This is a genomic window from Paenibacillus sp. FSL P2-0136, assembly GCF_037975325.1.
Classification (GTDB): Bacteria; Bacillota; Bacilli; order Paenibacillales; family Paenibacillaceae; genus Paenibacillus_AQ; species Paenibacillus_AQ silagei.
This window is the reverse complement of the sequence record NZ_CP150244.1, coordinates 3,938,230-3,952,529: the sequence shown is the minus strand read 5'-3', so window position 1 is coordinate 3,952,529 and position 14,300 is coordinate 3,938,230. Positions and strand designations below refer to the sequence as shown.

The 14,300-nt window shown below is 55.7% G+C and carries 10 protein-coding genes; all 10 read left to right on the top strand.

Annotated features, from left to right (window positions below; genetic code table 11):
- Positions 1-93: 93 nt before the first annotated feature.
- Entirely contained in the window at positions 94-1,083 is a 990-nt protein-coding gene (locus NYE26_RS16550) for an aromatic acid exporter family protein (protein WP_209878466.1), read from the top strand.
- 136 nt (positions 1,084-1,219) lie between these two features.
- Positions 1,220-2,239, top strand: a complete 1,020-nt coding sequence (locus NYE26_RS16545) for an HD-GYP domain-containing protein (protein WP_036699042.1) — start codon at positions 1,220-1,222, stop codon at positions 2,237-2,239.
- A gap of 260 nt (positions 2,240-2,499) precedes the next feature.
- A complete protein-coding gene (locus NYE26_RS16540) occupies positions 2,500-3,057 on the top strand; it encodes an outer spore coat protein CotE (protein WP_036724604.1) in 558 nt (185 codons plus the stop codon).
- Between the two features lie 843 nt (positions 3,058-3,900).
- A complete protein-coding gene (locus tag NYE26_RS16535; protein ID WP_339248929.1) occupies positions 3,901-4,077 on the top strand; it encodes a hypothetical protein in 177 nt (58 codons plus the stop codon).
- A gap of 68 nt (positions 4,078-4,145) precedes the next feature.
- Positions 4,146-5,348 (top strand): hypothetical protein, encoded by a 1,203-nt coding sequence (locus NYE26_RS16530; RefSeq protein WP_339248928.1) that lies wholly within the window; start codon positions 4,146-4,148, stop codon positions 5,346-5,348.
- A 1,445-nt stretch (positions 5,349-6,793) separates the two neighbouring features.
- Positions 6,794-9,652, top strand: coding sequence for a DNA mismatch repair protein MutS (gene mutS, locus NYE26_RS16525; protein WP_339248927.1), 2,859 nt, complete (start codon positions 6,794-6,796; stop codon positions 9,650-9,652).
- Between the two features lie 448 nt (positions 9,653-10,100).
- Positions 10,101-12,197 carry a DNA mismatch repair endonuclease MutL gene (gene mutL / locus NYE26_RS16520; RefSeq protein WP_339248926.1) on the top strand — a complete coding sequence of 699 codons (2,097 nt, stop codon included), beginning with the start codon at positions 10,101-10,103 and terminating at the stop codon, positions 12,195-12,197.
- Positions 12,198-12,238: 41 nt separating this feature from the next.
- Complete coding sequence (locus NYE26_RS16515; protein ID WP_339248925.1) at positions 12,239-13,018, top strand: class I SAM-dependent methyltransferase; 780 nt, start codon at positions 12,239-12,241, stop codon at positions 13,016-13,018.
- Positions 13,008-13,988 (top strand): tRNA (adenosine(37)-N6)-dimethylallyltransferase MiaA, encoded by a 981-nt coding sequence (gene miaA, locus NYE26_RS16510; protein WP_339248924.1) that lies wholly within the window; start codon positions 13,008-13,010, stop codon positions 13,986-13,988. The genes NYE26_RS16515 and miaA overlap by 11 nt, the downstream gene beginning before the upstream one ends.
- 19 nt (positions 13,989-14,007) lie before the next feature.
- On the top strand, positions 14,008-14,247 hold the full coding sequence (gene hfq, locus NYE26_RS16505) for an RNA chaperone Hfq (protein WP_036724623.1): 240 nt from the start codon (positions 14,008-14,010) through the stop codon (positions 14,245-14,247).
- Positions 14,248-14,300 lie beyond the last annotated feature (53 nt).

Here is a 14,300-nt window from a genome sequence, read left to right as displayed (position 1 = left end):
ACCATGTCATATTGTGTCTCTTGGCAAAATCTTGTACCATGACTATATCTTTATTTGAATGATGAAGCTTAACGGTGTAGGAGAGATATTCACATGGGATTTCGTATTATTAAAACGGCGGCTGCAACTTTGCTGTCTATTCTGCTGGCAGCCGCCGCTGGTATCCCTAATGCGCAAAGCGCGGGACTGCTGGCCATTCTCGGGGTGGAAACGACCCGCAAAAGGAGTCTACGCACGATTTCGGCGCGCTTCTTCGCCTCATTGGTGGGACTCTTTTTGGGCTGTATTCTATTCTTCGCCCTGGGCTTTCATTATTGGGTACTAGGACTGTATGTATTGTTCGGCTTCCCGCTGATTGTCAAAGCCGGCTTCAAGGAAGGGATCGTCACCAGCTCGGTAATTGTGTTCCGCGTGTTTGGACAAGCTGATATTACGGTTCATATCCTGCTGCAGCAGGTGGAACTGCTGATTATCGGCCTCGGCTCGGCTGGCCTTGTGAACTTCATCTATATGCCGCAGACCGGCGGGATTATTGCGGGTATCCGCAAAGAGGTGGACGGCTACTTCTCGGTCATCTTCCGGCAGATGGCCAGAACGCTCCGTGATCCCGGTTATATCTGGGACGGAAAAGAGCTGATCGGGGCAGGGGAGGCTGTACAGAAGGGGCTCAGCGCGGCATCCAGGGAAATGGAGAATCATGTGATCCACCCGGATGAAGCCTGGAATGTATACTTCTACATGCGCAAGGAGCAGCTGGAGTCCATCCAGAATATGATGCAGCTGCTCTCACAGGTGTACCGGCAGCTGCCGCACGGAGATATGGTGGCCGAGCTGTTCGACCAGCTTAGCGGCGATGTGCTGGCTGAGGAATACACCGGCCGGACCGAGCGGCTGCTGGAGGAGCTGCAGCAGGAGTTCCAGGAGATGGAGCTGCCGGATTCGCGTGAGGAATTCGAGATCCGCTCTGCAATTCTGCAATTGTGCCGCGAGCTTGCGCTGTATCTTAAGATTGCCAAGCGCTATAAGAGCCCGGTGGAGCTGCGTCCGGCGAAGGACAAACAGCCTGCGAAAGGCAAAGCATAAGCAAATCCATGTAATTTAGGTGTCAGGTATTCACATTCCGGTGTAAAATAACGATAAGAAACATAAGCGCCCAAAGTGAGCTTGTCTCTTAAGTGATGTCCAAAACCCAAGAATCTTGGTCTGGCAGGTGAGGAATATGAATAACAGCAATGATCAATATATCGGCAAACAGCTGGTAGCGAACCTTTTTAATCATAGCGGTGTATTTGTCTTGCCGGCATTGACCCTGCTCACCGGAGAGCATATCCGCCTGATTACGCAGCACAAGATCGTTCTGGAGCCGCAGGATGTGGTCCAGGTCGACAGCGCTGCATTCTATCAGCTGGCTGTGGATGATTGTACGGCGGCGATGGAGAGTATTTTTGAGCAGCTGCGCTATACGAAGACGAAGCGTCTGCCAATGATTGAGCTCAGGAATGAAGTGATCCCGTTCATCCAGCAGGTGAGCGAGAAGAATGATTTCTTTGGAATATTGTCTGCGCTGCAGACTAAGGATGACTATACATACAGGCATAATGTGGCGGTGGGCATCATCTCTACGCTGCTTGGCAAATGGCTGAAGCTGAAGCCGGACGAGCTGAGCATGCTGACGATTGCTGCGACGCTTCATGATATCGGCAAAATTATGATTCCGGCCGAAATCCTCACCAAGCCGGGTCCGCTGAGTGAGGATGAATATGCCCTGATGAAAAAGCACACCACCTATGGCTATGAGATGATCCGCGATACGGTGGGTACCAATCATATGCAGGCGCTTGTGGCGCTGCAGCATCACGAACGGATGGACGGCAGCGGCTATCCCTTCGGCGTGCTGGGCCACCGGATTACGGATTTCAGCAAAATCGTGGCGGTAGCGGATATTTTCCACGCGATGACTTCAGACCGGTTCTATCGAACAGCCGCGCCGCTGTATGAGGTACTTAAGCAGATGGACGAGAACGTCTACGGCAAGCTGGACCCGTATATCTGCAGTGTGTTCATTAATAAGCTAATGCAGTCGATGATCGGCAATGAGGTGCTCCTGACGGACGGGCAGATCGGCAAAATCATTATGATTCTGGCCCACGACCCGCTGCGTCCGCTGGTGAACATCGGTGAGGACTTCATCGATCTCAGCCGCCACCGGCAGCTTGGCATCGTACGTGTACTTTCCTAGCAGGGGGCCTCTGCCCTTCCCGGCTTAAAATGTTGGCACAACAAAAAGTAGCGGTTTTCCCGGTTTGGGGGAGCCGCTACTTTTGTTTTTTTTCGCTTCAGGAGACTCATAATGGACTAAATCCGGCAATAAAATGAAGCAAAGGGCTTCAGTTACGGCATCTGAGGGCTTACCCAAATTTATTTCTACTCTAACAATCAACAAATGCCCAGAACGTGCATACACTTGATAGTGAATGATTGTATGGAGGAGGTTCAAAGATGTCATTAAGCCATAAACGTCAAACAAGGGAGATCATTACGAAGGCAATTTGCGGCAAAGGTCGTAAGTTCTCTACAGCAACCCATACCGTGACTCCGCCACATCATCCGACTAGTATTCTGGGGGCTTGGATCATTAACCACCAGTACGAAGCGGTTGCCGCCGGGAACGGAATCGAAGTAATCGGTACCTATGATGTGAACATCTGGTATTCGTACGACAAAAACAAGCAGACCGAGGTTGCCAAGGAAACGGTCTCCTATGTGGAGCTTATTCCATTGTCGTACCTCGACCCGAGACACCGTGCTTCCACGGCACAGGTCTCTGCGGAGGCAACGCAGGAACCCAATTGTGTGGAAGCCGGGGTATCGCCGGGCGGAGGCAGTGTGACACTGCGGGTGGAACGCGAGTTCGATGCGGAACTGGTGGCTGAGACCAAGCTCCGCGTGTTTGTCAGTGATCAGGCCGATGATCTGGAAGACAAGGATTATGATTTTGAAGGCGAGAATTATGATTACGATGATTTGGACCCTGACGCCCTGGATGATGAGTTGTAGGAAGGTGTGCGCCGCTGCCTGAAGTACTGTGTGGGTTATGATCCATTATATGATGAGAGGGCAGCGGCGTAGAGGGCGAATGCCCTCTTTTTTTTAAAATATAAAAATATTTTTTGAATGGTAAGGATGTAGGCTTCATGCTGTTGAGTATCCTTCAAGGCGAAATGAAGCGGAGGGGGATGCTGGAGCTGGAGAAGCGGCATTCATCAGGAATATTAAACAGGGCAGCGTTCGAATGTTCAAGTATAGTGCGACAGGGTCTTTGTAAGGATGCTTGTGCTATTTCCATTTGATAATTTGGGGGTCAGGTTTCCTCAGCGGCTTATCGCTCAAAGGGTATTGTCCGGTAACCGGACGGTGCGCGAGGGGATACGGCCCTGAGGAATTTCGTATGGGCGGAGGCATTAGACATGAATGAAGGGTTGAACGTATTCCGGCAGCTGGCACCGGAGCAGATCGAACGCAGGCTCCGGCGCTGCGGGATTGAGGCCGACTCCATTTCTATCGCTAGAGGGTCGCGGCGACAAGATACAAGAGACACCCAAAACCACTCGCATGGACAAGACCCCGCAAGCTACAGACAGCATTACCGAGTGCTTATTTTCAATCTGGCCGTGCTGGACTGCCAGCCGCTTGGAGCGGGGGCGGCTATGGGCGGGGGGCTTGGGGCTGGATGGTTGGCTGGGGATGGGAGTGGCAGGGGAAGAGTTGGAGAGCAAGGGGAGAATGAGAGTGGTGGGGTAGGAGTTGGAGGTCAAGGCGGGAATGGGAGTGAGGGAGTAGGAGTTGGAGGGCAAGAGGAGTATGGGAATGGTGGGGGAGTAGCTGGGGGGCAAGAGGATTATGGACGTGGTGGTGGAAGAGTTGGAGGGCAAGAGGAGTATGCGAGAGGTGGCGAAGGAGTTGGAGGGCAAGAGGAGTATGGACGTAGTGGGGGCAGAGTTGGGGGGCAAGAGGAGTATGGACATGGTGGTGGAAGAGTTGGAGGGCAAGAGGAGTATGGGAGAGGTCGGGGAGTAGCTGGGGGGCAAGAAGAGTATGGGAATAGTGGGGGAGGAGATGGGGGGCAGGGTGAGTATGGGAGTGGAGTGGTAGGAGCTGGGGAGCAAGAAGAGTATGAGCGTGGAGGGCCAGGAGTTGAGGAGCGAGAGGAGTATGGGAGTGGTAGTGTAGGAGTTGGAAGGCAGGGTGAGTATCGGAATGGTGGGGATGAGTTTGGAAGTTTAGGTGGTGGAGGAAGGGAGCTGCGGGGGGCTGCAGGGGTTCTGCGGACCACTGCGGTGCGGGCGTTGTATAGTCTGGGACTGGACAGCGGCGAGGTGGAGCTGCGGGCCATGGGCGGGCGGCGGTACATGGTCACAGGCATCACTCCGGTGCTGCCTGATCCCGCAGGAGCGCTGCCTGAGCCGTACCGTTCAGCATACGTAGCGCTTGCGCAGATGCTTGACGGTGAGCAGCCGGGCCGGCCGGGGCTGCTCATGGGCATGGACCCGGAGTTCCTGCTGCTCCGGGAATCCTCTGGCCGCGTCGTGCCGGCGTCGCGGTACCTGCCCATGGACGGCGTCGCGGGCTGCGACGCCGGACCCCCGGGAACGCGCGGCGTGTTCCCGGTGGCGGAGCTGCGCCCCGCGCCGCGCGGGGAACCGCGCGCGCTGCTGGCGCAGCTGATGTCCGCCGCACGCGAGGCGGACCGGCTCATTGCCGACCGCTCGCTGCGCTGGCGGGCGGGAGGTATGCCGCTGCGGGGCTGGGCCCTCGGCGGCCACCTGCACTTCAGCGGCGTCACGCTGTGTGCGCCGCTCTTGCGCGCGCTAGATAACTATCTGGCGCTGCCCTTGTTCCTGCTGGAGGACATCCGGGCTGCGGCCCGGCGTCCCCGCTATGGCGTGCTCGGCGATTTCCGCCCTCAGCCGCATGGCGGCTTCGAGTATCGGACCCTGCCGAGCTTCCTGGTCTCCCCGGTCATCGCCAAAGGCGCGGTCTGTCTGGCTCACCTGATCGTGAGCCATTATGAAGACCTGCCGCTGCGCCCGCTCGACCGGGAAGACCTGCATGCCGCCTTCTACAGCGGCGGCAAATCTCCTCTGCGCACAGCCTGGCCTCCCCTGGAGGCGCAGCTGCGCGCACTGGGCGGCTACGCAGCCGCCGCCCGGTGGATTGATCCGCTGCTGCGCGCCATAGCGGAGCAGCAGAGCTGGGATGAGTCGCGGGATATCCGCGGCTCCTGGGTACGGAGCGCCCCGCCGGACTCCGGGGCGCTGCCTTCCGGGCGGGCGGATGCATATCAATAGAGCCCGCCGCCCGTCAAGTCCCGATAGCCGCCAGTTACAGCTTTCCCGCGCCGCTAGGTATGGGAAGCTCTAACTATGGCGGCGCTATTTTTTAACAAACAATCGTACTCATATACTCCGCTCAATTACTCTCAATTTCTCTAAATTTCTCTAAATTACTTAAGTTACTCAACCAATCATCCCCTTCAAACGTGCGCCCATTCATGAAACTTCGTTCGAAGTGAACATTCAGCCATAGGTGTATTCTGTACAACTAAACGCACTCCAAAAGAAGCTTTTTCTCTTCTAAGTGTAGTCTGTACAACTAAATTTGCCCGAATGGCGTGAACCCGAGTACAGATGGATTTTTAAATGTACAAACTACAACTAAACGGATCATTGGTAGGACATCGGACACTTTAGTTGTACGAAATGCAATTAAGCATACCACTGTAGCTTGTATATAAAGGGGACACAGAAGAACCTCAGGATGCGGTTGGTCAAACTGCTGTTCGTTACTTCCACTAATAAAAATCTGACGTATTCTTACCAGTGCAAGTTACTATTCTAATCCCGCTATCGCAACTATATGGGTCTGTTGAAGTAATTAACGAAGTGATTAACAAAGCTGATTATCTGAGTGATTGTATTTACTGCAGCAGAATCGCCGTTTGCCAGCGCCGAGATCCATTCTGATGTAGTTCGTACATTAGATTTCTGGGATTTGGTCCGAAAACTCTCCTTTTAAGGATTTCTAATGTACGAAGTGCAACAGATCCTATTTTTCAGACAATTACAGGGCCATCTAATGCACAAACTACAATAGAATAAAAAACCTGCCAGGAACTCTCATCACCATACCTGACTATGCTTGCCTGAGCCTCCGTCACCATATTTCGCACTCACACAAGCATCCGCATTTGCCACTCCGCACTCGCACTCGCGTATACGCATCTGGACCAAGTATTTTCACCTGTATTCCCACCACATATAGCCCGCACTCTGACCAAACATTCTCAGCCGCTCTTACTGCTCACCCACATCCCATACTGATTTTATTGACCAACATTCTTCCACATACACATTACACTCGCATCCCCCCAATTTACTCACGCTCCCCACATCCTTGCCCCGCCCCGCATTCCGCCTCACTCAGCCCCTAACACTCGCATCCCCCAAGTTACTCACGCTCCCCACATCCTTGCCCCGCCCCGCATTCCGCTTCACCCCGCCCTTACACCCGCCCCAACATCTCCACATTCCTCCCACCCCCCAACCAATATATCTCCCACACTCATTCCACACTCCCCCCACAAACCCCTAATCCCCAAGCGCCAGCCCGCCCGACATCCCCTTGAATACCCCCACCAACTTTTAGCAACCTTTGCGGGCGTGCCGGGGGTAACCCGGGGAGCGGAGTTTCTGCTATAATAGAGAACAGTATGAAGTAGGTATGGAGGTAGACGATGGCAAACTATACGCCGATGATTCAGCAGTATCTCAAAGTCAAGGAAGGGGCGAAAGACGCTTTCCTTTTTTTTCGTCTGGGCGATTTCTATGAAATGTTCTTCGAGGATGCCCTCTTGGCATCCAAAGAGCTTGAGATTACATTAACAGGCCGCGACGGCGGGGTGGGCGAGAAAATTCCAATGTGCGGAGTGCCGTATCATGCCGCCGAGGGGTACATACAGCGACTTATCGAGAAGGGCTACAAGGTGGCGATCTGCGAGCAGCTGGATGATCCTGCGGTGACTAAAGGGATGGTCCGCCGTGATATCGTCCGGGTCGTAACACCGGGTACGGTAATGGACGGCAAGATTATTTCGGACAAAAGCAACAACTACCTCGTCTGCGTAACAGAGGAAGACGGGATGATGGCGCTGGCCGCCTGCGATTTGACGACAGGTGAGCTGTATGTCACATCGGTACTCGCAAGCACCGAGTGGCTGCGCGATGAGATTGGCATCTACGAGCCTGCGGAGATTATCGGGGATTCAGCCCTGCTGGAGGAGCTGCGCAGTGAAGCTTCCCTGTTGGCCAAGCCTGTGGTCTATACGCCGTGGGACAAGCAGGAGGAGGCGCTGGCCCGCCGCCAGTTCGGCGAAGCGGCCTGGGTCCGGCTGGAGAAGGAGCGCTGCCGTGCCCTGGCGCTGCTGATCTCCTATTTCAGCGAGACCCAGCGCCGTTCACTGGGACAGCTTACCCAGATTTCTCCTTACGAGCCGGGGAATTATATGATTCTCGATCCGTTCACCCGGCGTAATCTGGAGCTGACCGAGACCGTGAGGGAACGCTCCAAAAAAGGCTCGCTGCTCTGGCTCCTGGACCGCACCGAGACCTCGATGGGCGGCCGCCTGCTGCGCCGCCGGATCGATAAGCCGCTCTTGCAGCGCGCGCCGATTGAGCGCCGTCTGGAAGCCGTCGACTATCTGTATAACCAGTTCATCGTCCGCGAGGATCTGCGCGGGGCGCTGAAGGAGATCTACGATCTGGAGCGGCTGGTCGGGCGGATTGCCTTCGGCAGTGCGAACGGGCGCGATATGAACGCACTCAGGCTGTCCCTGGCCCAGATTCCTGCGCTGAAGGAGATGTGCCTGACCTCTGGCTCTTCTACCTTAAGGGAGATCGGTGCGTCTATGGATGAATGCGCGGAGCTTCGTGAGGATATTGAACGGGCGATTGTGGAGGATGCACCGGTGTCCGTGCGTGACGGCGGAATCATCCGCGCGGGCTACCATGAGCGTCTGGACGAGCTGCGGGAAGCCAGCAGCAGCGGCAAGCGCTGGATTGCTGAGCTTGAGGCGAAGGAACGCCAGGTGACCGGGATCAAATCCCTCAAGATCGGCTATAACAAAATTTTCGGTTATTATATAGAAATTACCCGTTCCAATCTGTCCTCGCTGCCGGAAGGCCGCTATGAGCGCAAGCAGACACTGGCTAATGCCGAGCGGTATGTCACCCCGGAGCTGAAGGAGAAGGAAGCGCTGATCCTGGAGGCCCAGGATAAGATGACAGATCTGGAATACAGTCTGTTCACCGAGCTGCGCGAGCGGATCAGCAGCCAGGTTCCGCGCCTGCAGGCGCTGGCCGAGAAGGTGGCGGAGATTGATGTGTATCAGTGCCTCGCAGCCGTCAGCGCGGAGCACCGGTTCGTGAAGCCGAAGCTGTCCGACAGCTACGATCTGCGGGTTGAAGGCGGACGCCATCCGGTCGTGGAGGCGGTGCTGAAGGATTCGGCATTCATTGCGAACGGCAGCACACTCAGTAAGGACGAGGGGAATATCCTGCTGATTACAGGACCGAACATGGCCGGCAAAAGCACGTATATGCGCCAGGTGGCGCTCATCTGCATCATGGCCCAGATCGGCTGCTTCGTGCCTGCAGCCAGCGCCGAGGTGGCGCTGATCGACCGCATCTTCACGCGGATCGGTGCAGCCGATGACCTGATCGGCGGCCAGAGCACGTTCATGGTCGAGATGGCAGACATTCAGGTCATGACCGAGAAAGCAACCGCTCGCAGCCTGATCATCATCGATGAGCTGGGCCGGGGGACCTCGACCAGTGAGGGGATGGCGATTGCCCAGGCGGTGATCGAATATGTGCATGATACCATTGCCTGCAAGGCACTGGTATCCACACATTTCCATGAGCTGGCCCATCTGGAGCAGAGCCTTAGCGGTCTGCGGAATTATTCGATGGCGGTCCAGGAGAGCGGCGACAAGGTGAACTTCCTCCGCAAGCTTGTGCCGGGAGCTGCGGACAGCAGCTACGGGATCTATTGTGCAAGGCTGGCTGGATTGCCAGAAGGAATTATTGACCGGGCCTACGGGCTGCTCCAGAGCATTGAACAGGCTTCTCCGCCGGGCGCCGCAGCGCTGAATTACGGTACGGGTTACAGTAACCGGAGCGGGGGCGGAACGGTTATACAGGAGCATCAGGCTACCGCTGCGCAGACGCCGGATGCCGGACAAGGAGCTGCCTCAGGCAGCCACTCCTATTCGGCTGAACGCACCGCGCAAGCTCCAGTACATCCGGACCCGTATTCCGAAGCAGCAGCTTCTATGGCTGCCGGACAGCGGGAGGCTGCCGTATCCCTTGCTTCTCCTGTAGAGGAAGAGGACAATGAAGTGGTACAGTTGTCTATCTTTGGCGAGGAAGAGCCGCGCAAGAACCGCAAGGGCGGAGCCGTGGCACCTGCCGTCAAAGACAATCCGCTGCTCAAAGAGCTAATCACCGCCGTGCAAGGCGCGGATCTGATGAACATGACCCCGCTGCAGGCGATGGGCCTGCTGAATGAGCTGAAGCTTAAGGCAAGGGAGCTGTAGTTCAGCGGAACTGCTGCCGTTGAAGGTGTGTTTAAAACCGAATACGATTTGCTGTTACAGCGGAATAAGTAGCAAATATATGTGAAAAACAGCATACATTGTGCTCGCAAGCAGACACACGGCCCGAATATATGTGAAAAACAGCATACATGGTGCTCGCGAGCAGGCACACGGCCCGAATATATGTGGAAAACAACATACATGGTGCTTGCAAGCAGGCATATGGCCTAAATATATGTGAAAAACAGCATACATTGTGCTCGCGCGAAGGTAATCTTATTCATCCGTTAGAATGATTATCTCTCTGATACGGTACGTCCTTTAAAAGGACCGCAAAGGACGGCAATGCCAGTTCTACTTGTTCAAATAAGGCTTTTACAGTCCGTTTTTTACAGTCCGTTAATGTTCAATATTATCTATAAAATAAATACATGCGGGGTGAACGAATATGGCTAAAATTCATGTGCTGGATGAGCATATTGCCAACCAGATTGCTGCCGGGGAGGTAGTCGAGCGTCCTGCTTCTGTGGTGAAGGAGCTGGTCGAGAACGCAATCGATGCGGGCAGCACCCGCATTGAAGTCTCTGTGGAAGAGGGGGGACTGCAGAGCATCCGGGTGAAGGATAACGGCTCGGGGATCGAGCCGGAGGACTGCGAGACCGCCTTCTACCGCCATGCGACCAGCAAAATTGCCAGCGGCCGTGATCTCTTCCAGATCACCAGCCTTGGCTTCCGTGGAGAAGCGCTGGCGAGTATCGCAGCGGTATCGAAGCTGACCCTGCTGACCGCCAGCGGAGACGATGGTAAAGGGCGGGTGCTGGACATCGAGGGCGGAAGGCTGATCCGTAATGAAGATGCAGCTTCCGGCAAAGGCAGTGACCTTACCGTGCGGGAGTTGTTCTATAATACGCCTGCCCGTCTCAAGTATATGAAGAGCATCCAGACCGAGCTGGGCCATATCTCCGATGCCATGTACCGGATGGCCTTGGCCCATCCGGATATCTCCTTCACCCTGCAACATAACAGCAATCAATTGCTGCATACGCTGGGCAACGGAGACCTGCTGCAGGTAATTGCCGCTGTGTATGGCACCTCAGCCGCCAAGGCTATGCTCCCGGTGTCGGCGGAAGATCCGGACTTCCGGATCTCCGGCTATATCAGCCGTCCCGAGTGGACACGCTCGAACCGCAATGCGGTGACGACGCTGGTCGGGGGCCGTTACATCCGCAGCAACGGGCTGAACGCGGCGATCATGCGCGCTTACCATACGCTGCTGCCGATTAACCGTTATCCGCTGCTGGTCCTGAAGCTGGAGATGCACCCGTCACTGGTGGATGTCAACGTGCATCCGGCCAAGCTTGAAGTACGCTTCAGCAAGGAACCTGAGCTGTACGGGTTCATAGAGCAGCAGCTCCGCTCGCTGCTGATGGGCCAGAGCCTGATTCCGCGCCCCACCAAGGAGATCATCGGCGGCAAGAACAGCAGCTCCTTCATTCAGGAGCAATTCGCCTTCTCCAAAGGCGCAGCTCCGGGCAGTATTCAGCAAGGTACGGAAGCGGGCGGTGCGGACAAGTCAGCAGATCCGCGCAGCTACGGCCAGGGAATGCCTGGCGGTGCTGGCGTCGCAGCGGGCAACCAGCTGCCTTCCAGCGGAGGGAGCGGCGCTCCGTTCTCTGGCAGCGCTGGTCGATTAACCGGCCCTGCCGCTGGAGGATCTTATGCTGCTGCCCAAGCATCCGGGAATACCCAGCCTTATGGCGGCAGCAATGCACAGGAGCAGCAGCAGGCCAGAGAGACGGCCGCTGCATACAGCGGCGGGAACGCCACCCAGGGTTCATACCGCCAGCCGTCCTCCGGCCCCCGCGACAGCTACCGCCCCCAGGCAGCTATGGCTGGCCGGGGGCAGCAGCCGGCAGCCGGGGAGCTGTACGCTCCTGCGGAGCAGAGCGGCACTGGTCTTCCACAGTTTCCCGAGCTGAATTATATCGGCCAGCATCACGGAACCTATATTATCGCCCAGAATGACAGCGGGCTGTATTTGATTGACCAGCACGCTGCGCATGAGCGGGTGAATTATGAATTTTATTATGAGAAATTCGGCAAGCCTGAAGATGCCTCACAGGAGCTTTTGCTGCCGATTACGCTGGAGTTCACGCCTTCGGAGAGCAGGCAGCTTAGCGAACGGCTGCACTGGTTCGAGCAGGCGGGGGTTGTGCTTGAGCATTTTGGCGGGCAGACCTTCCTGGTCCGTTCCTTGCCGTACTGGTTCCCGGAAGGGGACGAGAAGGCGGTAATTGAAGAGATGGCAGAGTGGGTCTTAAGCGAACGGTCGATTGACCTCGCCAAGCTGCGCGAGAAATCCTCTATTCTCTGCTCCTGCAAGGCTTCGATCAAAGCCAACCAGAAGCTTACAGAGCTGGAAGTGGAATCGCTCCTCACCCGGCTCGCGGCCTGCAGCCAGCCTTATACCTGCCCGCATGGACGCCCGATCGTTGTGTCGTTCTCGGCCTATGATCTGGAGAAGCTGTTTAAGCGCGTTATGTAGTGGCTATATTGTACATTTATTGAGTGCAGAACGGAGGCAACATGATTATAACGACGGGCTTTGACCCGATACCGCAAGTGGTGGCCCGGGCCCGGGAGCTTGCGGACCGCACAGGCTGCGCCTATGCTCCGAGAGCGAAATTCTCGATGAGCAAGCTGGTGGAGCATTACGGGGACGAACAGATTCTGGTAGTTTTGCAGGAGGCCGTCCGGCTGATTACGCCGGGAATGCCGCCGATGGAATTCCATCCCAGCATGGGCTTTGTCCGCGCCAAAAGAATCTTAAGAGGCGAGCCGGACCCTATGATCGATGCCGCAGGCATGCTCCCCGGCGACAGCGTGCTGGACTGCACGGCCGGACTCGGAGCGGATTCGCTGCTGTTCGCAGTCACCGGAGGGGAGACCTCCAAGGTGACGGCACTGGAGAGCTCGCTGCCGTTGTATGCTCTCCTGCTGGAAGGGATGAGCGGGTATGTCTCTGGCCAGGTGAAGGTGAACGAAGCGCTGCGCCGTATTGATGTGCAGCACGGGGACCATCTGGAATACTTGCGGGCCCAGCCGGACAAGAGCATCGACATCGTATACTTCGATCCGATGTTCCGGGTGCCGCTGACGGATTCGGCGGCGATCTCGCCGCTGCGGCAATTCGCGAATCCTGCTGCATTGTCAGCTGATAGCGTGGCTGAGGCAACCAGGGTTGCGCGCAAGACGGTGCTGCTGAAGGAGAAGGCACTGAGCGGAGAGTTCACCCGGCTGGGCTTCAAGGAGCTGCTGCGGGCCAATGCCAAAACATCGTACGGGGTGATTACCATTGACAACTAAGAAGAAACGCAAAGTGCTTGTACTGCTGGGTCCGACAGCGGTCGGCAAGACCAGACTGAGTCTGGAGCTGGCCGAGGCTCACGGAGCCGAGATCATCTCCGGGGATTCGATGCAGGTCTACCGCGGGATGGATATCGGTACGGCCAAGATCACGCCTGCCGAGATGAAGGGCATTCCCCATCATCTGATTGATATTCATGATCCGCAGGATGCCTATTCCACAGCTGAATTCCAGGAGCAGGGAGCACGGCTGATTGAGGAGATCAGCGCGAGGGGCAAGCTGCCTTTTATTGTGGGCGGTACTGGACTGTATATTGAGTCGTTATGCTACGGCTTCCGCTTCTCCGAAGCGGTGGCTGACGAGGCTTTCCGCGAGCAGCAGGAGGCCTACGCCGAGGAGCATGGGGCTGATGCCCTGCATGCCCGTCTGGCAGCGGTAGACCCGGCCAGTGCGGAGCGGCTGCATCCCAATGACCGCAGGCGGATCATCCGCGCGTTGGAGATTTTTCACCAGACGAACGTCCCGTTATCCGACTCGCTGGCCGGCCAGAACAAGGAGTCTCCCTATGAATTATGCCTGATCGGTTTGACAATGGACCGGAAAATACTATATAAACGTATTGAAGAGCGAATCGATCAGATGCTGGCGGAGGGCCTCGTGCCTGAGGTGCAGCGGCTGCTGGATCAAGGCTACGGCAGGAGTCTTGTGTCTATGCAGGGTCTGGGCTACAAGGAAATTGCCGCCTACCTGGAGGGGGAGATGACGCTTGAGGAAGCCGTGGTGCTGCTGAAGCGTGATACCCGCCGGTTTGCCAAGCGGCAGTTGTCATGGTTTCGCCACATGAAGGAGATTCAGTGGATTGACGTCCTGGAGAGCCAAAACTTTTCTGAGAATTTTGCGAAATTAAATGGTATAATAGCAGGAAAGTTTCTTACAGGTCTTGAATATACTTCTGAACAATCTAATTGAACCATTGGGGGTACGTCATATGAACAAGTCCATTAATATTCAAGATACGTTCTTGAACCAGCTGCGCAAAGAGAATATCCCTGCTACAGTATATTTGACCAACGGCTTTCAAATCCGGGGAATTATCAAAGCGTTCGACAACTTCACCATTGTCATCGACAGTGACGGGCGCCAGCAGATGGTGTACAAGCATGCGATCTCCACATTTACGCCGCAGCGAAGCGTATCACTGATGCAGGACAATAACAGCGAGAATTAAGATTTTACCGTCTTGAAGCGAAACCTTTTTGTTTATAAATCGTTTGAATAGAG

Coding starts and splice junctions, on each gene's coding strand:
- NYE26_RS16550 (WP_209878466.1), top strand. CDS start 94: ATGGGATTTCGTATTATTAAAACGGCGGCTGCAACTTTGCTGTCTATT.
- NYE26_RS16545 (WP_036699042.1), top strand. CDS start 1,220: ATGAATAACAGCAATGATCAATATATCGGCAAACAGCTGGTAGCGAAC.
- NYE26_RS16540 (WP_036724604.1), top strand. CDS start 2,500: ATGTCATTAAGCCATAAACGTCAAACAAGGGAGATCATTACGAAGGCA.
- NYE26_RS16535 (WP_339248929.1), top strand. CDS start 3,901: ATGGACGTGGTGGTGGAAGAGTTGGAGGGCAAGAGGAGTATGCGAGAG.
- mutS (WP_339248927.1), top strand. CDS start 6,794: ATGGCAAACTATACGCCGATGATTCAGCAGTATCTCAAAGTCAAGGAA.
- mutL (WP_339248926.1), top strand. CDS start 10,101: ATGGCTAAAATTCATGTGCTGGATGAGCATATTGCCAACCAGATTGCT.
- NYE26_RS16515 (WP_339248925.1), top strand. CDS start 12,239: ATGATTATAACGACGGGCTTTGACCCGATACCGCAAGTGGTGGCCCGG.
- hfq (WP_036724623.1), top strand. CDS start 14,008: ATGAACAAGTCCATTAATATTCAAGATACGTTCTTGAACCAGCTGCGC.